This window comes from Streptomyces albidicamelliae (assembly GCF_025642175.1).
GTDB classification, from domain to species: Bacteria; Actinomycetota; Actinomycetes; order Streptomycetales; family Streptomycetaceae; genus Streptomyces; species Streptomyces albidocamelliae.
In genome coordinates, this window is sequence record NZ_CP106795.1 from 1,791,058 (window position 1) to 1,811,853 (window position 20,796).

The 20,796-nt window shown below is 71.0% G+C and carries 16 protein-coding genes; 3 read left to right on the forward strand and 13 right to left on the reverse strand.

Annotated elements, in window-relative coordinates; translation table 11 throughout:
* The 7 genes from aroC to N8I86_RS08315 form a co-directional block, all read right to left on the reverse strand.
* Positions 1–1,185 carry a chorismate synthase gene (aroC, locus tag N8I86_RS08285; RefSeq protein ID WP_073899419.1) on the reverse strand — a complete coding sequence of 395 codons (1,185 nt, stop codon included), beginning with the start codon at positions 1,183–1,185 and terminating at the stop codon, positions 1–3.
* 164 nt (positions 1,186–1,349) lie between these two features.
* On the reverse strand, positions 1,350–2,177 hold the full coding sequence (locus tag N8I86_RS08290) for a shikimate dehydrogenase (protein ID WP_263277494.1): 828 nt from the start codon (positions 2,175–2,177) through the stop codon (positions 1,350–1,352).
* Positions 2,177–3,850, reverse strand: a complete 1,674-nt coding sequence (gene mltG / locus N8I86_RS08295) for an endolytic transglycosylase MltG (protein WP_263277495.1) — start codon at positions 3,848–3,850, stop codon at positions 2,177–2,179. Before mltG ends, N8I86_RS08290 begins: the two co-directional genes overlap by 1 nt.
* Before the next feature lie 122 nt (positions 3,851–3,972).
* Positions 3,973–4,437, reverse strand: coding sequence for a Holliday junction resolvase RuvX (gene ruvX, locus N8I86_RS08300; RefSeq protein ID WP_073899424.1), 465 nt, complete (start codon positions 4,435–4,437; stop codon positions 3,973–3,975).
* Between the two features lie 24 nt (positions 4,438–4,461).
* Positions 4,462–7,134 (reverse strand): alanine--tRNA ligase, encoded by a 2,673-nt coding sequence (gene alaS / locus N8I86_RS08305; RefSeq protein ID WP_263277496.1) that lies wholly within the window; start codon positions 7,132–7,134, stop codon positions 4,462–4,464.
* A complete protein-coding gene (locus N8I86_RS08310) occupies positions 7,134–7,481 on the reverse strand; it encodes a hypothetical protein (protein ID WP_263277497.1) in 348 nt (115 codons plus the stop codon). Before N8I86_RS08310 ends, alaS begins: the two co-directional genes overlap by 1 nt.
* A 16-nt stretch (positions 7,482–7,497) precedes the next feature.
* Complete coding sequence (locus N8I86_RS08315) at positions 7,498–7,932, reverse strand: DUF948 domain-containing protein (RefSeq protein ID WP_093479181.1); 435 nt, start codon at positions 7,930–7,932, stop codon at positions 7,498–7,500.
* A 154-nt stretch (positions 7,933–8,086) separates the two neighbouring features.
* Here N8I86_RS08315 and N8I86_RS08320 point away from each other — a divergent pair, with 154 nt between their 5' ends.
* Positions 8,087–10,267: an ATP-binding protein gene (locus N8I86_RS08320; protein WP_198960512.1), complete on the forward strand. Its 2,181-nt coding sequence runs from the start codon at positions 8,087–8,089 to the stop codon at positions 10,265–10,267.
* 20 nt (positions 10,268–10,287) lie between these two features.
* On the opposite strand, the gene rpsD is transcribed toward N8I86_RS08320, so the two are convergent.
* From rpsD to N8I86_RS08345, 5 genes are all read right to left on the reverse strand, one after another.
* Positions 10,288–10,902, reverse strand: a complete 615-nt coding sequence (gene rpsD / locus N8I86_RS08325; protein WP_018570215.1) for a 30S ribosomal protein S4 — start codon at positions 10,900–10,902, stop codon at positions 10,288–10,290.
* Positions 10,903–11,203: 301 nt separating this feature from the next.
* A complete protein-coding gene (locus tag N8I86_RS08330) occupies positions 11,204–12,559 on the reverse strand; it encodes a replication-associated recombination protein A (RefSeq protein ID WP_073899431.1) in 1,356 nt (451 codons plus the stop codon).
* 56 nt (positions 12,560–12,615) lie between these two features.
* Positions 12,616–13,272, reverse strand: a complete 657-nt coding sequence (locus N8I86_RS08335; RefSeq protein ID WP_073899433.1) for a vitamin K epoxide reductase family protein — start codon at positions 13,270–13,272, stop codon at positions 12,616–12,618.
* A 317-nt stretch (positions 13,273–13,589) separates the two neighbouring features.
* A complete protein-coding gene (gene hisS, locus N8I86_RS08340) occupies positions 13,590–14,852 on the reverse strand; it encodes a histidine--tRNA ligase (protein WP_263277498.1) in 1,263 nt (420 codons plus the stop codon).
* 11 nt (positions 14,853–14,863) lie between these two features.
* A complete protein-coding gene (locus N8I86_RS08345) occupies positions 14,864–15,574 on the reverse strand; it encodes an MBL fold metallo-hydrolase (RefSeq protein WP_073899437.1) in 711 nt (236 codons plus the stop codon).
* Between the two features lie 166 nt (positions 15,575–15,740).
* On the opposite strand from N8I86_RS08345, the gene N8I86_RS08350 reads away from it, so the two are divergent.
* Together N8I86_RS08350 and N8I86_RS08355 are read left to right on the forward strand one after the other, a co-directional pair.
* The gene (locus N8I86_RS08350) at positions 15,741–16,574 is read left to right on the forward strand and encodes a peptidylprolyl isomerase (RefSeq protein ID WP_073899440.1); all 834 of its coding nucleotides are present in this window, start codon (positions 15,741–15,743) and stop codon (positions 16,572–16,574) included.
* A gap of 155 nt (positions 16,575–16,729) precedes the next feature.
* Positions 16,730–17,959, forward strand: a complete 1,230-nt coding sequence (locus N8I86_RS08355) for a DUF349 domain-containing protein (protein ID WP_073899442.1) — start codon at positions 16,730–16,732, stop codon at positions 17,957–17,959.
* A 66-nt stretch (positions 17,960–18,025) separates the two neighbouring features.
* On the opposite strand, the gene N8I86_RS08360 is transcribed toward N8I86_RS08355, so the two are convergent.
* Complete coding sequence (locus tag N8I86_RS08360; RefSeq protein ID WP_073899444.1) at positions 18,026–20,593, reverse strand: RelA/SpoT family protein; 2,568 nt, start codon at positions 20,591–20,593, stop codon at positions 18,026–18,028.
* Between the last annotated feature and the right edge of the window lie 203 nt (positions 20,594–20,796).

The window sequence follows — 20,796 nt, forward strand, 5'->3', positions numbered from 1 at the left end:
TCACCGGATCTGCAGGTGGTCGAGGTACGAGCGCACGTTGCGCCGGGTCTCGGCCACGCTGTCGCCGCCGAACTTCTCCGCGACCGCGTCGGCCAGGACCAGCGCGACCATCGCCTCGGCGACGATGCCGGCGGCCGGCACGGCGGACACGTCCGAGCGCTGGTGGTGCGCCTGGGCCGCCTCGCCGGTGGTGACGTCGACCGTCCGCAGCGCCCGCGGCACGGTCGCGATCGGCTTCATCGCGGCACGCACCCGCAGCAGCTCACCGGTGGACAGGCCGCCCTCGGTGCCGCCCGCGCGGCCGGAGGTGCGCCGGATGCCCTCGTCGGTCCGCACGATCTCGTCGTGCGCCTGGGAACCGGGCACCCGGGCCAGCTCGAAGCCGTCACCGATCTCGACGCCCTTGATCGCCTGGATGCCCATCAGGGCGCCGGCCAGACGGGCGTCCAGCTTGCGGTCCCAGTGCACGTGCGAGCCGAGACCGACCGGAACGCCGTAGGCCAGCACCTCGACCACACCGCCGAGGGTGTCGCCGTCCTTGTGGGCCTGGTCGACCTCGGCGACCATCGCCTTGGAGGTGTCCGCGTCCAGGCAGCGCAGCGGGTCGGCGTCCAGCCTCTCCACGTCGGCCGGCGTCGGGTACACGCCCTGCGGGGCCTTCACGGAGCAGAGCTCGACCACGTGCGAGACGATCTCGATGCCCGCGGTCTCCTTCAGGTAGGAGCGGGCCACGGCGCCCAGCGCCACCCGTGCCGCGGTCTCCCGGGCCGAGGCGCGCTCCAGGATCGGGCGGGCCTCGTCGAAGCCGTACTTCTGCATGCCCGCCAGGTCGGCGTGGCCGGGCCGGGGCCGGGTCAGCGGCGCGTTGCGGGCGAGCCCGGCCAGCACCTCGGGATCGACCGGGTCGGCCGCCATGACCTGATCCCACTTGGGCCACTCGGTGTTGCCCACCATGATCGCCACCGGGGAACCGAGGCTCAGTCCGTGCCGGACGCCACCCAGGAAGGTGATCTCGTCCCGCTCGAACTTCATCCGCGCACCGCGGCCGTAACCGAGCCGTCGCCGTGCCAGGTGGTCCGCCACCATCTCCGTGGTGATCGGCACGCCGGCGGGAAGGCCCTCCAGCGTTGCGACCAGTGCCGGACCGTGGGACTCCCCCGCGGTCAGCCAACGCAGCCTGCTCAACGGTGCTCCTCAGTGTTCGCGCCCGGTACTGCCCTCAGTACGCGTGTCCGCGCGTACGGCGACGGCGCGGCCGGATGCGCGACCCCGGCACGCCACCTACGATCCTCCCACGTCCGGGGCCGGTGTCCGGCCGCCGGTCCAGCAGGCGGACGGCACGGCGGCGGTCAGCGGGCGGCGAGCGCCTTCTCGCCGGCGTGCCGCATGGCCTCCAGCGGGGCCGGGGAGCGGCCGGTCATCTGCTCGACCTGGAGGACGGCCTGGTGGACGAGCAGGTCGAGCCCGCTGACCACGGCTCCCCCGAACATGGACCAGCGGGCCGCCAGCTCGGTGGGCCAGGGGTCGTAGAGCACGTCGAAGAGGGTGGTGGGGCGCTCGGGTACGGCGGTGGCGAGGGCGTCGGTCGTCCCGGCCGGCGTCGTGGCGATCACCAGCGGGGCGCGCAGTGCCTCGGCCGCGTCCGCCCAGTCCGCGGTGCGTACGTCCACGTCCAGCCGCTCGCCCCACTCGCGCATCTCCGCGGCGCGGGCCTCGCTGCGGACGTAGGCGACGACCTCGCCGGTGCAGATCCGGGCCAGCGCGGCCAGCGCGGAGGAGGCGGTGGCGCCGGCGCCGAGGATCGCGGCGGAGGGGACCTCCTCGATCCCGTGCTCGCGCAGGGCGGCGACCATGCCCGGGATGTCGGTGTTGTCGCCGAGGCGGCGGCCGTCCTCGGTGAGGACCACCGTGTTGACCGCGTCGACGGAGGCGGCCGTGTCGCTGATTTCGTCCAGCAGCGGGATGACGGCCCGCTTGAGCGGCATCGTGAGCGACAGCCCCGCCCACTCCGCCCCGAGCTCTTCGAGGAACCCGGGCAGTGCCGCCTCGTCGACCTCGAATCGGTCGTAGGACCAGTCGTTGAGACCGAGTTCGTCGTACGCGGCCCGGTGCAGCACCGGGGAGAGGGAGTGCGCGATGGGCGAACCGAGCACGGCGGCCCGGCGTCTCACAGTCATCAGTTCTTCTTCCGCGACGCGTTCCACTCGTTCACGAGCTTCTCGTGCTCCTCGAGCGTCCTGGTGAACTTGCTGGTCTTGCCGTCCATCGAGATGAAGTAGTACCAGCCGTCGTCGGTCGGGTCGAGCGCGCCCTTGAGCGCCTCCTCGCCGGGGTTGCTGATGGGTCCCGGCGGCAGGCCCTTGGAGAAGTACGTGTTGTACGGGTTGTTGTACTTGCGCAGCTCGGCGATGCTCAGGTCGATCTTGCTCTGGTTCTTCACGTAGTTGTACGTGGAGTCGAACTCCAGCCGCCCGTAGGTCTGCGGGTTGTCCGGTTCGAGGCGGTTGTAGACGACCTCGGCCATCTTGCGGAAGTCGTCGTGGCTCGTGCCCTCGGCCTGCACCAGGCTCGCCACGGTGAGCAGCTGCCAGGGGCTGTCGAGCCCGAGGACCTTGGCCTTCTTCTCCAGACCCAGTTCCTGGTACGTCGAGGCGGCCTGGGACACCATGCTCTTCAGCACGGCGTCAGGCTCCTGGCCCTTCGCGACCGGGTAGCTGGAGGGGTAGAGGAAACCTTCGAGCGGGTCCTTGAGGTTGGGGTGGTTCAGCGCCCAGGCCGGCAGGCCGAGGTGCTTGTAGTCCTTCTTCGCGACGCGCGCCGTGGTGCCCACCTTCACGCCGAGGCGTTTGTCGATCATGCTGTAGATCTCGGTGTTGCGCCGCCCCTCGGCGATGATCAGGTTGCTGCGGCTCTTCGGACTGAGCATCAGCTCCACCGCGCTCGCGGCGGACATCTCCTTCTGGAGGGTGTAGACACCGTCCTGGAGCCCCTTGCCCCGGGGGTTGGCCTGGAGCGCGGAGACGAACGCGGCCGCGCTCTCGACGACTCCCGCCTCCTTCAGCTTCTCGCCGATGGCCCAGCCGCCGGCCCCCTTGGGGATGGTGACCGTGATCTGCTCGCCGTTGCCGCTGCCCGCGTAGTCCGGGGCCGCGCCGAAACGATTTTGGTAGAACTTGTAGCCGAAGTAGCCGACCCCGCCGAGGCCACCGCCGAAGACGAGGACGACCACCATGCAGGCGCACCCGGTGCGCCCTTTCTTCTTCTTGACGGGCTTGCGGCCCTTGCCGCGCTTCTCGCGCCGGCTCTGGAGCTCGTGCTCCTCGTCGTCCTCGCCCCCGTCTCCCGCGAAGAAGGCGTGCTCCTCCTCGTCGGCCGCGGGTTCCGGTTGCGGTTCCGGTTCCGGGCGGCGGCGGCCGGGCGGCACCGGCGGCGGGTAGGCGTCCTCGGTGCCGTAGAGGTCGGGCTGTTGTGCGCCGTACGCCGCCGGCTGCTGGCCGTACGGATCACCGGGATCGGCGGCGTAGGGCACCTGGCCGTGGCTGCCGCTGGCGTCCCACGTGCCCTGCTGGAAATGCTGCTGCTGCTGAGCGTGACCTGCGTAATTCTGGTCGTACTGCGGGTGGCCCTGGCCGTCGTAGTGCTGGTGCTGCTGCTGTCCGCCGTACGCGGCCTGCTGTTCCTGGCTCCAGTCGCCGTACTGCGGCTGCTGCGGGTAGGGCTGCTGCGGGTGGCCGCCGTAGGCAGACTGCCGGCCGACGTGCGCCTGCTGCCCTTCCCATCCGCCGTCCCCGTACAACGGGTCCTCCGGATGCCACGGTTCGGAGCCTGGGCCCCGGCCATACTCAGTCATCGATCCCCTAGAGCCGCGAGGCCGACGGACTCGCGGCCGGTGGGCCGGCTTCCGTTCCGCCTCTTGCTGTGCCCCGGCTGTTCGAACACCGGCGCATCGCGCGGAACGTTACCGTATCGCGATCAGATGACCACTTCGACGCCCTCGCCGGGTGCTGTACCTGACACCCGTTCGGATTCCAGGGCCTGCTGCAGGATGATCACAGCGGCGGCCTGGTCGATGACCGAGCGTCCCTTCTTGGACTTCACCCCCGAGGCCCGCAGCCCCTGACTGGCCGTCACGGTCGTCATCCGCTCGTCGACCAGCCGCACCGGCACCGGCCCGATGCCCTTGGCCAACTCCTGCGCGAAGGCACGGACCTTGACGGCGGCCGGGCCCTCGCCCCCCTTAAGGGAGCGAGGGAGGCCGACGACGACCTCGATCGGCTCGTACTCCTCCACCAGCTGCCGCAGCCGGCGGTGGGCGGCCGGGACGTCCCGGCCGGGGACCGTCTCCACCGGGGTGGCGAGGATCCCGTCGGGGTCGCACGAGGCGACCCCGATCCGGGCGTCCCCGACGTCGATCGCGAGTCGACGTCCTCTGCGCATCTTCTCGACCGTTTCTTACGTGGCTTACTTGGCGGTCTCGGCGACGAGACGCTCCACGGCGTCCACGGCGTCGCCGACGGCGGCCGGGTTCTGGCCGCCGCCCTGGGCGACGTCCGGCTTGCCGCCACCGCCGCCGCCGAGGGTCTTGGCGGCCGTGCGGACCAGGTCGCCGGCCTTGAGTCCGCGCTCGCGGGCTGCCTCGTTGGTGGCGATGACGGTCAGCGGCTTGCCGTTGTTGACCGTGAACAGGGCGACCACGGCGGCCCGGCCGCCCTGGATGCGGCCGCGCACGTCGAGGACCAGCCTGCGCAGGTCGTCCGGGGTGGTGCCGTCCGGGACCTGCCCGGTGACCAACGCCACACCGCGCACGTCCTTGGCGGACTCGGCGAGACCGCCGGCGGCCTGCAGCACCTTCTCGGCGCGGAACTTCTCGATCTCCTTCTCGGCGTCCTTCAGCTTGCCGAGCATGGCGGAGACCTTCTCGGGCAGCTCCTCGGGGCGGCCCTTGATCAGCTCCTGGAGCTGGGCCACGACCGTGTGCTCACGGGCGAGGAAGTTGTACGCGTCCACGCCGACGAGGGCCTCGATACGGCGGACACCCGAGCCGATGGAGGACTCGCCGAGCAGCTTCACCAGACCCAGCTGGGCGGTGTTGTGCACGTGCGTGCCGCCGCACAGCTCCTTGGAGAAGTCGCCGATGGTGACCACGCGGACGCGCTCGCCGTACTTCTCGCCGAACTCGGCGATCGCGCCCTGCTTCTTGGCCTCGTCGATCCCCATGACCTCGGCGTGCACGTCGAGGTCGCGGGCGAGCACCTCGTTGATCTTCTGCTCGACGTCGCTCATCACGGCGGTCGGGACCGCGGACGGGGAGCCGAAGTCGAAGCGGAAACGGCCGGGCTGGTTCTCGGAACCGGCCTGGGCGGCCGTCGGACCGAGGGCGTCGCGCAGCGCCTGGTGGGTCAGGTGGGTGGCCGAGTGGGCGCGGGCGATGGCCGTGCGGCGGCGGGCGTCGATGGAGGCGTGGGCCTTGGCGCCGACGGTGACCTCACCGACCTGGACGACACCCTTGTGGACGTACACGCCCGGGACCGGCTTCTGGCAGTCGCGGACCTCGATGACGGCACCGGTGTCGACGCGGATCCGGCCGGTGTCGCCGATCTGGCCGCCGCCCTCGGCGTAGAACGGGGTGCGGTCGAGGACGACCTCGACCTCGTCGCCCTCGGAGGCGGCCGGCGAGGAGACGCCGTCGACGAGCAGACCGACGATCGTGGTCTCGCCCTCGGTGTCGCTGTAGCCGATGAAGTCGGTGGCACCGGCGGCGTCGGCGATCTCGCGGTAGGCGCCCATGTCGGCGTGCCCGGTCTTCTTGGCCTGGGCGTCGGCCTTGGCGCGCTCCCGCTGCTCCTTCATCAGGCGGCGGAAGCCGTCCTCGTCCACGGCCAGCCCCTGCTCGGCGGCCATCTCCAGGGTGAGGTCGATCGGGAAGCCCCAGGTGTCGTGGAGCAGGAAGGCCTTGTCGCCGGAGAGGACGGTGCCGCCGGACTGCTTGGTCTCGGTGACGGCGGTGTCGAGGATGTTGGTGCCGGCCTTCAGCGTCTTGAGGAAGGCGTTCTCCTCGGCGAGGGCGACCTTCTCGATGCGCTCACGGTCGGTGATCAGCTCGGGGTACTGCTGGCCCATCATGCCGATCACGGTGTCGATCAGGTCCTGGACGACCGGACCGGTGGCGCCGAGCAGCCGCATGTTGCGGATGGCGCGGCGCATGATGCGGCGCAGGACGTAGCCGCGGCCCTCGTTGCCCGGGGTGACACCGTCGCCGATGAGCATGGTGGCGGTGCGCATGTGGTCGGTGACGACGCGCAGCGACACGTCGGAGTCGTGGGCGTCGCCGTAGCGGACGCCGGTCAGCGCGGTGGCCTTCTCGATGACGGCCATCGAGGTGTCGATCTCGTACATGTTCTGCACGCCCTGCAGAATCATGGCGAGCCGCTCCAGACCGAGGCCCGTGTCGATGTTCTTGCTCGGCAGTTCCCCGAGGATCTCGAAGTTGTCCTTGCCGATGCCCTCGCCCCGCTCGTACTGCATGAAGACGAGGTTCCAGATCTCCACGTACCGCTCGTCGTTCACGGCCGGGCCGCCCTCGACGCCGAACTCGGGGCCGCGGTCGTAGTTGATCTCGGAGCAGGGGCCGCACGGGCCGGGGACGCCCATGGACCAGTAGTTGTCCTTCATGCCGAGGCGCTGGATGCGCTCCTTCGGCACCCCGACGACCTCGTGCCAGATGCGCTCGGCCTCGTCGTCGTCCTGGTAGACGGTGATCCAGAGCTTCTCCGGCTCCAGGCCGTAACCGCCCTTGTCCTGGGGCGTGGTGAGCAGCTCCCAGGCGTACTTGATGGCGCCTTCCTTGAAGTAGTCGCCGAAGGAGAAGTTGCCGCACATCTGGAAGAACGTGCCGTGGCGGGTGGTCTTGCCGACCTCTTCGATGTCGGGCGTGCGCACGCACTTCTGCACGCTGGTGGCGCGCGCGAAGGGCGGCTTGACCTCACCCAGGAAGTAGGGCTTGAAGGGGACCATGCCGGCGGGGACGAGGAGCAGGGTCGGATCGTCCGCGATGAGCGACGCCGAAGGCACGACGGTGTGCCCGCGCTCCTCGTAGAAGCTCAGCCAGCGGCGGCGAATCTCGGCCGACTCCATCAGTGGTCCTCATTCCGGTTGTACGAGTACGTCGTGTTCTCGATGTACTTCGGGTTGCTGCGGTCGTTCTCGATGGCGGGGTACCGCCGGGGCGCGGGGAGTTCGGGGTCGTCCTGGATGCCGAGGGCCTCCTCCAGCTCGGCCTCCCGCTGCGCCGTGTTGTCGCGGACGTCGAGCGCGAAGCCGACCGCGCGGTCCTTCAGGCGCTGACCCGTCTCCAGTGCCTTGTTCGCCGCGGTCGCGGCGAGGCTCTCCGGGGTGAGCTGCCTGAGCTTGCGGTTGACCTTGGTGGTGGCCCACACACCGGCGGCGACGCCCGTGCTGAACCAGAACGTACGACGGAACATCGCTCGGTCTCAGTCCTTACTTCCGCTTGCGTCGTGCGGCGGGAACCGTGCGGCCCACGATCACGGTACGCCGGGGCGACTTGGCCGGCACGTCCTCCTTGCGGCCGCCCAGTGCGCGGCGCACGCCGTACCCGAAGGCCGCGACCTTGACCAGCGGCCCGCCGAAGGTGGAGGCGACGGTGCCGGCCAGCGCGGAGGCGTTCGACGTGACCTCCTGGACGTCGGAGGCGATCGCGTCGACCCGGTCGATCTGGGTCTGCGCGGAGCGCACGGTCGCGGAGGCGTCGGCGAGCAACGGGACGGCCTGGTCGGTCACATCGGCCACGAGCTTGGTGGTCGCCTTGAGCGTCTGGGCCAGCCTCGCCAGTGCGACGGCGAGGAAGGAGACCAGGATCGCCCAGAAGACGGCCACCAGGATCCCGGCCACCTCTCCACCGGACACTGTGCGCACCCACTCCCTCAAACGTGCCTGAGCATCGAAAAAGTCGTGGCCCCGAGCCTATCGCGCCGGGGCCGGGGCTCCGTACCGGATTCCCCGGTGCCGCGCACGCGGTCGCGGGAAGCGATTGTACGGAATGAACACACTTCAGTACGCTCCGTGTCCCATGCGAGGTCCTCAGAGCCCCGGCCCCTGGACGGACGCCGGTCCGCCCCTCGAACTGACCGCTTTCGTCGGGCGCTCGACCGAGCTCGCCGCGCTGACGGCGGCGCTCGACGGGGCCCGGCTGGTGACGGTGACCGGGGTCGGCGGCGTCGGCAAGTCCCGGCTGGCCGTGCGGGCGGCGGCGCGGTGGGCGGCCGGTGCCCCGGCGGACGGCCCGGTCCGGGGGCGGGCGGAGCTGGCGCCGGTGCGGGATCCGCAGTTCGTGGAGTACGCGGTCCTGGAGGCGCTGGGCCTGACCGACCACACCGCGCGGATGCCCCGCCAGGTGCTGCTGGAGCAGCTGGCCGGCCGCCGGGTGCTGCTGGTGCTGGACGGGTACGAGCACCTGGTGGAGGCCTGCGCCGGGCTGGTGGCGGAGCTGCTGCGCACACTGCCGGAGCTGCGGGTGCTGGCCGCGGGCCGGCGTCCGCTGGGGCTGGCCGGCGAGCGGTTGTTCCCGCTGGCCCCGCTGGGCGCGGACGAGGCGGCGGAACTGTTCACCGGACGGGCCCGGGAACAGGGGCTGCGGGTGACCGACGGCCCCGAGGTGCGGGAGCTGTGCCGGCGCCTCGAAGGGATCCCGCTGGCGCTCGAACTGGCGGCGGGACGATTGCGGGCCCTCTCCCCGGCCCAGCTGCTCCAGCGGCTCGACGACCGGTTCCGGCTGCTGACCGGCGGCGACCGCGACGCGCTGCCCCGGCACCAGACGCTGCGCACCGCGATCGGCTGGAGCCACGAGCTGTGCACGCCCGCCGAACGGCTGCTGTGGGCCCGGCTGTCGGTGTTCGCGCAGACCTTCGACCTGGAGGCGGCCGAGTACGTGTGCAGCGGGGACGGACTGGCCGCCGAGGACGTGCTGGACGTGCTGTCGGAGCTGCTCGCCCAGTCCGTCATCGCCCGCGAGGAGGCCCCGGCGGGCCCCCGCTACCGGATGCTGGACACCGTGCGTGCCTACGGCGCCGACTGGCTGGAGGCGACGGGGGACGCGGCCCGGCTGCGCCGGCGGCACCGCGACTGGTACCTGGGCCTTGCGACCTGGTGCGAGCTGGACTGGTTCTCGCCCCGGCAGCGGGAGGTGGCCGACCGGGTCGACGCGGAGCTGCCCAATCTGCGGGCCGCGCTGGAGTTCTGCCTGACCGAGCCGGAGGAGGCGCATCTCGGGCAGTACCTGGCGGGTTCGCTGTGGTTCTGCTGGGTGGGCTGCGGGCGGCTGGCGGAGGGGCGCCGCTGGCTGGAGCGCAGTGTGGAGCTGGACTCGGAGTACGAGCAGTCGCGGCTCAAGGCGCTGTGGGTGCTGGGCTACGTGGCGATCCTGCAGGGCGACACCGTGCCCGCGTTCCAGGCGCTGCGGGAGTGCCGCGAGCAGGCGGAGCGGTCGGCCGATCCGACGGCGGCGGCCTACGCGGAGCACCGCTCCGGCTGCCTGGCCCTGGTCACCGACGACATGGCCCGTGCGGAAACGCTGCTGCGGTCGGCGCTGGACCGCTATCGGCGGATCGGGGAGCTCAACAGCAACGTGCTGATGGGCCAGGTGGAACTGGCCATGACCCGGGCCTTCCAGGGGGACCTGGCGGACGCGGTGCGGCTGTGCGAGGACGTGCGCCGGGTGTGCGAGGACCACGGGGAGCGCTGGGCGCGGTCGTACGCGCTCTACGTGCTGGCGTACGCGGCCCTGCTGGACGGCGGCGCCGAGCGGGCGCGGGAGCTGCTGGCGGACTGCCTGCGCCATGTGCACGCCTTCCACGACCTGCTGGGCTCGGTGCTGGCCATCGAGTTGCTGGCGCTGGTGACCGCCTCCCAGGGCGACCCGGCCGAGGCGGCGGTGCTGCAGGGCGCGGCGGCCGGGATGTGGCCGTCCGTCGGGCTGCCGCTGTTCGGCTCGGCGTACTTCAACGCCCCGCACGAGCAGTGCGAGGCGGCCGCCCGGCAGGCCCTCGGGGACGCGCGGTACGAGGAGTGCGTACGGGTGGGGGCGCGGCTGGGCCGGGACGCGGCCGTGGCCCGGGCGCTGCGGCAGGACGGGGTACGGCCGCTGGGCGCGCTGCCCGCGCCGCGGGGGCCGGTGGACCAGGGGCGCGCGGAGTCCGGGAAACGCGAACCCGCCGCCTCCCCCACCCGGAAGGGCGGGGAGACGGCGGGCTGAGGCGTACGCCGTGACCGGGGTCAGCGGGCGTAGTACTCGACGACGAGCTGCTCGTCGCAGATCACCGGGATCTCCTTGCGGTTCGGCTCGCGGTCCAGGCGGAACGCCAGGGCCTTGAGGTTCACCTGGAGGTAGCGCGGGGTCTCACCCTCGGGGGCGAAGCCACCCTCACGAGCGATCGTGAAGAGGGTCTTCTCCTTGGAGCGGTCGCGGACCTGCACGACGTCGTCCGGACGGACACGGAAGGACGGCTTGTCGACCTTCTGGCCGTTGACCTGGATGTGGCCGTGCACGACCATCTGACGGGCCTGGTAGATCGTGCGGGCGATGCCCGAACGCAGGACCAGCGCGTCGAGACGGCGCTCGAGCTCGATGATCAGGGCCTCACCGGTCTTGCCCTGGACCTTGGAGGCACGCTCGTAGGCGCGGACGAGCTGGCGCTCGGACACGTCGTACTGCGCGCGCAGACGCTGCTTCTCCAGCAGCCGGACCTTGTAGTCCGAGTTCTGCTTGCGGCCACGGCCGTGCTCGCCCGGCGGGTAGGGGCGGGCCTCGAAGTACTTGACGGCCTTCGGGGTCAGCGCGATGCCGAGGGCACGCGACTTCTTGACCTTGGGGCGGGACTGGTTCGCCACTTCTTTTCCTTTTCCTTTTCGGCTGCCTCAGGGTTACGGGAGGTCGCATCCGCAGCCGGGGAATTCCCGACAGGTCCACGCGGGACGTGTCAGGCAGCCGCTCCCCTGATCTGGGCACATACGTGCAGCACACGAACGGCCCACCGACCGGTCCCGGAACTCCGGGTGGTGGTGGGCTGCCCGCGACACCTACGACGGTGCGCGACGCTCCTGGATCGAAAGATCCGGCTGGTTGTCCCGCCTGAGGCGCCGGCCGAAGCCGGACACGGGACGCAGCACTCCGACGGATTCTACAGGGTGCTCATGACCGCTTGCGACCGAGGTGGTTCCTCGTCCACTCCACCGCGTCGGCGTAGCGGGCCTCGGCGCCGTGCCGGGTCGGGGTGTAGTACGCGCGGTCCTTGAGGGCGTCGGGGGCGTACTGCTGCTCGGCGATGCCCTCGGGCAGGTCGTGCGGGTACACGTACCCCTGCGCGTGGCCGAGTTTGGCGGCCCCCTTGTAGTGGCCGTCGCGCAGGTGGGGCGGGACCGGGCCGGCCAGCCCCTTGCGCACGTCCTCCAGCGCTGCGCCGATCGCGGTGGTCGCCGAGTTGGACTTGGGGGCGAGCGCCAGGGCGATGGTGGCGTGGCTGAGGGTGAGCGCGGCCTCGGGGAAGCCGATCATCGCGACGGCCTGGGCCGCGGCCACGGCGATGGGCAGGGCGTTCGGGTCGGCCAGGCCGATGTCCTCGCTGGCGGAGATCATCAGCCGGCGGGCGATGAACCGGGGGTCCTCGCCGGCCTCGATCATGCGGGCCAGGTAGTGCAGGGCCGCGTCGACGTCCGAGCCGCGGATGGACTTGATGAGGGCGCTGGCGACGTCGTAGTGCTGGTCGCCGTCGCGGTCGTACTTCACGGCGGCGCGGTCGACCGTCTGCTCCAGCGTCGCGAGGCCGATCTCGGACTCGCCCTGGTCCAGGGCGGCCCCGGCGGCGGCCTCCAGGGCGGTCAGGGCACGGCGGGCGTCGCCGCCGGCGATCCGCAGCAGGTGGGCCTCGGTGTCCTCGGGGAGGGCGACGGCGTCCTTGAGGCCGCGTTCGTCGCTCAGCGCGCGTCTGAGAAGGCCGCGGACGTCGTCGTCGGTGAGGGGTTCGAGGGTGAGGAGCAGGGAGCGGGAGAGCAGCGGGGAGATCACCGAGAAGTACGGGTTCTCCGTGGTGGCCGCGATCAGCGTCACCCAGCGGTTCTCGACGGCGGGCAGGAGGGAGTCCTGCTGGGCCTTGCTGAAGCGGTGGATCTCGTCGAGGAAGAGGACGGTCTCCCTGCCGAAACCGCCGGTGGCGCGGCGGGCGCCGTCGATGACCGCGCGGACCTCCTTGACGCCCGCGGTGATCGCGGACAGCTCCACGAACCGCTTGTTGGTCGCCTTGGAGACGACGTAGGCGAGGGTCGTCTTGCCGGTGCCGGGCGGGCCCCAGAGGATCACCGAGGACGGTCCGGCGGGGCCGCCGCCGCTCTCACCGACCAGCCGGCGCAGCGGCGAGCCGGGCTTGAGGAGATGCTGCTGGCCCACGACCTCGTCGAGTGTGCGCGGGCGCATGCGCACCGCCAGGGGACTCGCTGCCGGGTCCTTCTCCTGGCGTTCTTCTGCTGCGGCGGTGAAGAGGTCGGGTTCCACGCTGAAACCCTAAATCACCCCACCGACAATCCCTCCGGGGCCCGGGAGCGGGCGCCTCAGCCGGTCCAGAAGTCCCACCAGCGCGTGAGGACCAGCATGCCGATGATGCCGACGTGCAGCACGGGCACGACCCAGGTGAACTCGCCGAAGAAGCCCTTCAGCCGGCGCGGGGCCGGCAGGAGGTCGTTGCGGACGTTGAACGAGGTCACGTACCAGAACATGGTGATCGTCGCGACCCATGCCAGGGAGCACCACAGGCACAGGGCGTTGATCCGGTACAGGGACTGGAACTGCAGCCAGGTGCAGAAGGCGACGCCGAAGAGGCAGCCGAGGTTGAAGGTCAGCCAGTACCAGCGCGGGAACCGGGCGCGGGCCAGCAGACTCATGCCGACGCAGACGACGATGCCGTAGGCGACGAGGCCGAGCATCGGGTTCGGGAAGCCGAACGCGGCGGCCTGCTTGCTCTCCATGACGTTGCCGCAGGAGACGACCGGGTTGAGGCTGCATCCGGGGGTGAAGGTCTTGCCCGCGACCTTGGCCTCGAGGAGCTTGAACTTGTCGATCGTGATGACCCACGCGGCCAGCAGTCCGGCCGCGCCGGTGATCACCAGCAGCAGGGCGAAGGCGCGGCTGCCGCCCACCGTGCGCGGGGTGTCGGCGGCACGCTCGGGACCGGGCTCGGTGGAGACGTCTTTCACTGTCGTCTTGCTCATCACGCCGATTCCGTCACTTGAGAGTTGGACCATCTTCGGGCAGGGCCATTGTGCCGCACAGCCTGGTGCGTCCACCGTTCGGTGGACGTAAGGAGGTACGCGCGAGGCGCACGGACCGTTCGGTTCCGGCCGCCGCCCGGGGCGCCGTGACCTTGGGTGGGCGGCCTGGATCCGGGCCCGGCCCCCGCGACGGCGCCGCCGGCGCGGAGGCCTCTTTCGGGGATCGTCCGGCAGGGCGAACCCGGGGGCCGCCGAGTTGACGCGGGGTACGGCGAAGGGGCGCCGGGAAGACCCGGCGCCCCTCGGTGGTCGGTCGCTCAGCCGAGCCGCGACTCCAGCTCCGCCACGATCTCGTTGACGCCGATCGCCGTCTGCTCGCCGGACTCCATGTCCTTGAGCTGGACGACACCGTCGGCGAGGTCGCGCTCGCCCGCGACGATCGTGTAGCGGGCGCCGCTGCGGTTGGCGTTCTTCATGGCGCCCTTGAGGCCCTTGGCTCCGTAGGAGAAGTCCGCCGCGATGCCGACCTTGCGCAGCTCGGTGACCTTCGCGAACAGGACCCGGCGGGCCTCCTCGCCGAGCGGCACGGCGAAGACGCTGGTGGCGGCGGGGATGTCCAGCTCCACACCCTCGGCCTCCAGGGCCAGTACCGTGCGGTCCACCCCGAGGGCCCAGCCGACGGACGGCAGCGCGGGGCCGCCGATCATCTCGGACAGGCCGTCGTAGCGGCCGCCGCCGCCCACGGCGGACTGGGAGCCCAGGCCGTCGTGCACGAACTCGAACGTGGTGCGGGTGTAGTAGTCCAGGCCGCGCACCAGCTTCGGGTCGTCCTCGAAGGCCACGCCCGCCGCCGTGATCAGGTCACGGACCTCCTCGTGGTACGCCTTGCAGGCGTCGCACAGGTAGTCCCGCAGCAGCGGGGCGCCGGTGAGCTGCTTCTGCACCGACTCGCGCTTGTCGTCGAGGACGCGCAGCGGATTGATCTCCGAGCGGCGGAGGGTGTCCTCGTCCAGGTCGAGCCCCCGCAGGAACTCCTGGAGCGCGGCGCGGTACACCGGCCGGCACTCCTGGTCGCCCAGCGAGTTCAGCAGGATGCGGAAGTCGCGCAGGCCCAGCGTGCGGTACGCCTGGTCGGCCAGGATGATCAGCTCGGCGTCGAGCGCCGGGTCCTCCGCGCCGATCGCCTCGGCGCCCACCTGGGAGAAGTGGCGGTAACGGCCCTTCTGGGGGCGCTCGTAGCGGTAGTACGAGCCGGAGTACCAGAGCTTGACCGGGAGGTTGCCCGCCTTGTGCAGGTTGGCCTCCAGCGCCGCGCGCAGTACGGACGCGGTGCCCTCGGGGCGCAGCGCCAGCCAGTCGCCGCCCTTGGTCTCGAAGGCGTACATCTCCTTCGTCACGATGTCGGTGGACTCGCCGACACCGCGCGCGAAGAGCTCGACGTTCTCGAATCCGGGCGTCTCGATGTAGCCGTAGCCGGAGTTGCGCAGCGGCGCGGCGATCGCCTCACGCACCGCGAGGTACTTGGCCGAATCCGGCGGGATCAGGTCGTAGGTGCCCTTGGGGGCCTTGAAGGTGCTCACGGAAGCTCTCGTCACATTCCTCGTCGGGGAGCGTCGGCATACGCTCCCGGGCCGGCGGCCACCTGCCGCAGATACGGGTTGGTGGCGCGCTCCTGGCCGATGGTCGTCTGGGGGCCGTGGCCGGACAGCACCACGGTCGAGTCGTCGAGCGGCAGGCACACGCGGGCCAGCGAGTCGAGCATCTCGGCCATGTCACCGCCGGGCAGGTCGGTGCGTCCGATGGAGCCGGCGAAGAGCAGATCCCCGGAGAAGAAGACCGACGGGACGTCGCTCGACTCGGGCATCCGGAACGTCACCGACCCCTTGGTATGGCCCGGCGCGTGCGCGACGGAGAACTCCAGGCCGGCGAGCGACAGCCGCGCGCCGTCGGTCAGCTCCTTGACGTCGTCCGGCTCCCCCACGGTCAGCTCGCCCATGAGCGGCATGCCGATGGACCGGCCGAGCGCCTTCTCGGGGTCGGTCATCATGTACCGGTCCTCGGGGTGGATCCAGGCCGGTACGTCGTGGGCACCGCACACGGGGACGACCGAGGCGACGTGGTCGATGTGTCCGTGGGTGAGGACGACGGCGACGGGCTTGAGCCGATGCTTCTTCAGCGCTTCCTCGACGCCTTCGGCGGCCTGGTGGCCGGGGTCGATGATCACGCACTCCTCACCGGCGGCGGGGGCGACGAGATAGCAGTTCGTCCCCCAGGCCCCGGCGGGGAACCCGGCAATGAGCACGATCGTCCTTCGTTGTGTCGATTACAGGCGGCTTCAGCTGCGTCAGAGCCTACCGGCGCTGCCGTTTACTCAGCGAACCCATATACGGTACGGGGCTACACGCAGCGCTCGGCTCAGCAGGACGCACGCGTGCCGCCCGACACACGACGCATGAGGAGAGAACCCGGTGGTCACCCAGGAGCAGCGGCGGCGTCAGCTCGCCCGGGAGAAGTTCTTGCGGCAGCAGCAGCGGCGCACCCAGGCGCGGCGCAAGGCCAACCTGCGCAACTCCGTGATCGCGTCGGTGCTGGGCGTGGTCGTGATCGGCAGCGTCGCCCTGTACACGACCGGGGTGCTGAAGGACGACGACGGCGGCAAGGCCAACGCCAGTGCCGAGGTCACCCCGAGCGCAGCGCCGACGAGCAAGGCCCCGGATCCGTGCGCCAAGCCGGCGGCAGGCTCGGTGAAGAAGCTCAGCTGGAAGAAGGAGCCGGCGATGTCGATCGACACGTCGGCGAAGTACACGATGAAGCTCGCGACGACGTGCGGCGACATCGGCGTCGACCTGAAGACGTCGGCGGCCCCGCACACGGTGAACTCGTTCGCCTTCCTCGCCGGCCAGGGCTACTTCGACCACACCAAGTGCCACCGGCTCACCCCGGAGAACATCTTCGTGCTCCAGTGCGGCGACCCGCAGGGCAGCGGCATGGGCGGTCCCGGCTACACGCTCCCGGACGAGAACCTCAAGGACAAGAGCCTGAAGGGCAACTCGTACCCGGCGGGCACGGTGGCGATGGCCAACACCGGCCAGAAGCACACCGGCGGCAGCCAGTTCTTCCTCGTGTACAAGGACAGCCCGCTGCCGCCCCAGTACACCCCGTTCGGCACGATCGACGCGGCGGGCATGAAGGTGCTGAAGAAGATCGCCGACGCGGGCGCGCAGGCGGCCGACCCGACCACCGGGAACACCGCGCCGAACGCGACCGTGGTGATCGACAAGGCGACGGTCACCAAGTCCTGAGGTCACCCGGGGCCCGGGAACGGCGGGCTGCGTAATTTTCGGTCGTGCTGGATGCGGACAGGCAACCCGCTGGTCGCCTATGTTGGCCGTGACGAAACTGTGGACGATGCCCGGGGGTGCTGAGGCCCCCGCAGGCATCATGTGGAGGAGGCGCTGTGAGCAGCGACCCGTGGGGCCGCGTCGACGAGACGGGGACCGTGTACGTGCGTACGGCCGACGGCGAGCAGGTCGTCGGTTCCTGGGCGGCCGGCTCCCCTGAGGAGGCGCTTGCCTACTTCGAGCGCAAGTACGAGGGCCTGGTTGTCGAGATCGGCCTCCTCGAGAAGCGAGTCCAGACCACCGACCTGTCGGCGAAGGACGCCCAGACGGCGATCGACCACCTGCGCGAGCAGGTGGAGGCGCACCACGCGGTCGGTGACCTGGACTCGCTGCGCAAGCGGTTGGACAAGCTCGTCCAGACCGTCGAGGCGCGCCGTGAGGAGCGCAAGCAGCAGCGGGCCAAGCAGTCCGACGAGGCCCGCAGGGCCAAGGAGGAGCTGGTCGCCGAGGCGGAGGAGCTTGCGCAGTCCGACCAGTGGCGGGTGGCCGGTGAGCGGCTGCGGGCCCTGGTGGACACGTGGAAGGGGCTGCCGCGTCTGGACCGCAAGTCCGACGACGAGCTGTGGCACCGCTTCTCGCACGCCCGGTCGGCGTTCTCCAAGCGCCGCAAGGGGCACTTCGCGCAGCTCGACGCGCAGCGCGAGGAGGCCCGCCGGATCAAGGAGCGGCTGGTCGCCGAGGCCGAGGCGCTGTCCGGCTCCACGGACTGGGGTCCGACGGCGGCCCGGTACCGCGAGCTGATGGCGGACTGGAAGGCCGCGGGCCGGGCCCAGCGCGAGCACGAGGACGACCTGTGGAACCGCTTCCGCGGCGCCCAGGACGTCTTCTTCGCCGCCCGCAGCTCGGTGTTCGCCGAGCGGGACGCGGAGCAGGCGGAGAACCTGAAGCTGAAGGAGGAGCTGGCCGAGGAGGCCGAGAAGCTCCTCCCGATCTCGGACCTGAAGGGCTCCCGGGCCGCCTTCCGCTCGATCAACGAGCGCTGGGAGGCCATCGGCCACGTCCCGCGGGACGCGCGTCCGAAGGTCGAGGGCCGGATGCACGCGGTCGAGCGGGCGATCCAGGAGGCCGAGGAGGCCGAGTGGCGCCGGACGAACCCGGAGGCGCGTGCGCGTGCCGAGGGTCTGACCGGGCAGCTCCAGGCCGCCGTGGACAAGCTGCGGGGACAGATCGAGCAGGCGCGCGCCCAGGGCAACAACTCCCGGGCCGACAAGCTGGAGCGGGAGCTGGAAGGCCGCCAGGCGCTGCTGGACCAGGCTCTGAAGGGCCTGGAGGAGTTCGGCGGCTGACCCGTTCACCGGACATGCGAAAGGGCCCCGTACGACCGTACGGGGCCCTTTCGCATGTCCGCGCGGCTACGACCGGCTGCGTCCGGAGGTCACCCGGTAGACGTCGTACACGCCCTCGACACCGCGCACGGCCTTCAGGACGTGACCGAGGTGCTTGGGGTCGCCCATCTCGAAGGTGAACCGGGAGGTGGCCACCCGGTCGCGGGAGGTCTGGACGGCCGCCGACAGGATGTTGACGTGCTGGTCGGACAGGACGCGCGTGACGTCCGACAGCAGCCGGGACCGGTCCAGGGCCTCGACCTGGATGGCGACCAGGAAGACCGAGGACTGGGTGGGCGCCCATTCGACGTCGAGGATGCGCTCGGGCTCGCGGGACAGCGAGTCGACGTTGACGCAGTCGCTGCGGTGGACCGACACACCGCTGCCGCGCGTGACGAAGCCGATGATCGGGTCACCGGGCACGGGCGTACAGCAGCGGGCCAGCTTGACCCACACGTCGTCGACGCCCTTGACCACGACGCCGGGGTCGGCGCTGGAGCGGCGCTTGCGGCCGCGGCCGCGGGACGGCGGGACCGCCTCGTCGATCTCCTCGGTGGCCGCCTCCTCGCCGCCGAGCGCCTGGACCAGCTTCTGGACGATGTTCGGTGCGGAGACATGGCCCTCGCCGATGGCCGCGTACAGCGCGGAGATGTCCGAGTAGCGCATCTCGTGCGCGAGCGTGACGAGCGAGTCGCCGGTGAGGATGCGCTGGATCGGCAGGTTCTGCTTGCGCATGGCGCGGACGATGGCGTCCTTGCCCTGCTCGATCGCCTCGTCGCGGCGCTCCTTGGAGAACCAGGCGCGGATCTTGTTGCGCGCGCGGGGCGACTTGACGAAGCCGAGCCAGTCGCGGGACGGGCCGGCGCCGGGCGCCTTGGAGGTGAAGACCTCGACCAGGTCGCCGTTGTCCAGGGTGGACTCGAGCGGGACGAGGCGGCCGTTGACCCGTGCTCCTATGGTGCGGTGGCCGACCTCGGTGTGGACGGCGTACGCGAAGTCCACCGGGGTCGCCCCGGCGGGCAGTGCGATGACGTCGCCCTTGGGGGTGAAGACGAAGACCTCGTTGCGCGACAGGTCGAAGCGCAGGGACTCCAGGAACTCCCCGGGGTCCTCGGTCTCCTTCTGCCAGTCCAGCAGCTGCCGCAGCCACGCCATGTCGTTGATGGCGTCCTTGTCCTTGCCGGCCTTCGGCACGTCGGTGCGGACCTTGGAGGCGCCGGCGACGGCCTCCTGCTTGTACTTCCAGTGCGCGGCGATGCCGTACTCGGCGCGGCGGTGCATGTCGAAGGTGCGGATCTGCAGCTCGACCGGCTTGCCGTTGGGCCCGATGACCGTCGTGTGCAGCGACTGGTACATGTTGAACTTGGGCATCGCGATGTAGTCCTTGAACCGGCCGGGGACCGGGTTCCATCGCGCGTGCACCGTGCCGAGGGCGGCGTAGCAGTCGCGGACCGTGTCGACGAGGACGCGGATGCCCACCAGGTCGTAGATCTCGGCGAAGTCGCGGCCCCGCACGATCATCTTCTGGTAGACGCTGTAGTAGTGCTTCGGGCGGCCGGTGACGGTCGCCTTGATGCGGGCGGCGCGCAGGTCGGCCTGGACCTCGTCGGTCACTATGGCCAGGTACTCGTCCCGCTTCGGTGCCCTTTCGGCCACGAGCCGGACGATTTCGTCGTACATCTTGGGGTAGAGGATCGCGAACGCGAGGTCCTCCAGCTCCCACTTGATGGTGTTCATGCCCAGGCGATGGGCGAGTGGCGCGTAGATTTCCAGGGTCTCGCGCGCCTTCTTCTCCTGCTTCTCACGCTTCAGATAGCGCATGGTGCGCATGTTGTGCAGGCGGTCGGCGAGCTTGATGACCAGGACGCGCGGGTCCTTGGCCATCGCCACGACCATCTTGCGCACGGTCTCGGCCTGGGCGGCCTCGCCGAACTTGACCTTGTCCAGCTTGGTCACGCCGTCGACGAGCAGGGCGACCACGTCACCGAAGTCGCGGCGCAGGTCCTCCAGGCCGTACTCGGTGTCCTCGACGGTGTCGTGCAGCAGCCCCGCCATGAGGGTGGCCGGGTCCATGCCCAGCTCGGCGAGGATGGTGGTGACGGCGAGCGGATGCGTGATGTACGGGTCGCCGCTCTTGCGCTTCTGGCCGCGGTGCCAGCGCTCGGCGACCTGGTAGGCGCGCTCGATCTGGCGGAGCGTAGCGTTCTCGATCTTGGGGTCGTTGCTGCGGACTATCCGCAGGAGCGGTTCCAGGACCGGGTTGTAGGGGTTCGCGCGCTGGACGCCGAGGCGGGCGAGGCGGGCGCGGACGCGGTTCGACGAGCCGCTGCGGGCCGGCGGGGTGGCGGGCTGGCGCACCACGGGCGGCTGTGCCGGGCGCTCCGCCGCGGCCGCCCCGGGCCGGGTGCTCTCGGGAGCGGGGGCGGGCTTGGGACGCGAGGCCTCGGCGCTCTTCTCGACGGGCGCGGACTGGGCGTGCTCGACCGGCCCGCGGGTGTCGTTCTTCGCGTGGGGCGCGTTGGGCGCGGGCTTGGCCGCGGCGGCCGAGGCGGACTCGGGCTTGGCGGCGGTCAGGTGCTGGGCCTCGTCTGGCAAGAGGGCTCCTCGTGCGCGATCCGGGTCCCCCGGTCAGGCTCCGGAGATCCCATGGTAGCGATCCTGCGCGTGGTCATCGCCTGCAGGCGGCTGTGAGGACCGTCTACCCCTGCAACGCGGACACCTCCCGTGGGATTCCGGGAGGTGTCCGGGGGGTGTCCCGCGAGGGTGCGGCGGATGCCGGTACGGCGATGCGCGGGGCC

Excerpts from the sequence above, each read along its gene's own strand:
- N8I86_RS08290 (WP_263277494.1), bottom strand. The coding sequence starts at position 2,177 with ATGACTGTGAGACGCCGGGCCGCCGTGCTCGGTTCGCCCATCGCGCAC.
- mltG (WP_263277495.1), bottom strand. The coding sequence starts at position 3,850 with ATGACTGAGTATGGCCGGGGCCCAGGCTCCGAACCGTGGCATCCGGAG.
- ruvX (WP_073899424.1), bottom strand. The coding sequence starts at position 4,437 with ATGCGCAGAGGACGTCGACTCGCGATCGACGTCGGGGACGCCCGGATC.
- alaS (WP_263277496.1), bottom strand. The coding sequence starts at position 7,134 with ATGGAGTCGGCCGAGATTCGCCGCCGCTGGCTGAGCTTCTACGAGGAG.
- N8I86_RS08310 (WP_263277497.1), bottom strand. The coding sequence starts at position 7,481 with ATGTTCCGTCGTACGTTCTGGTTCAGCACGGGCGTCGCCGCCGGTGTG.
- N8I86_RS08320 (WP_198960512.1), top strand. The coding sequence starts at position 8,087 with ATGCGAGGTCCTCAGAGCCCCGGCCCCTGGACGGACGCCGGTCCGCCC.
- N8I86_RS08335 (WP_073899433.1), bottom strand. The coding sequence starts at position 13,272 with ATGAGCAAGACGACAGTGAAAGACGTCTCCACCGAGCCCGGTCCCGAG.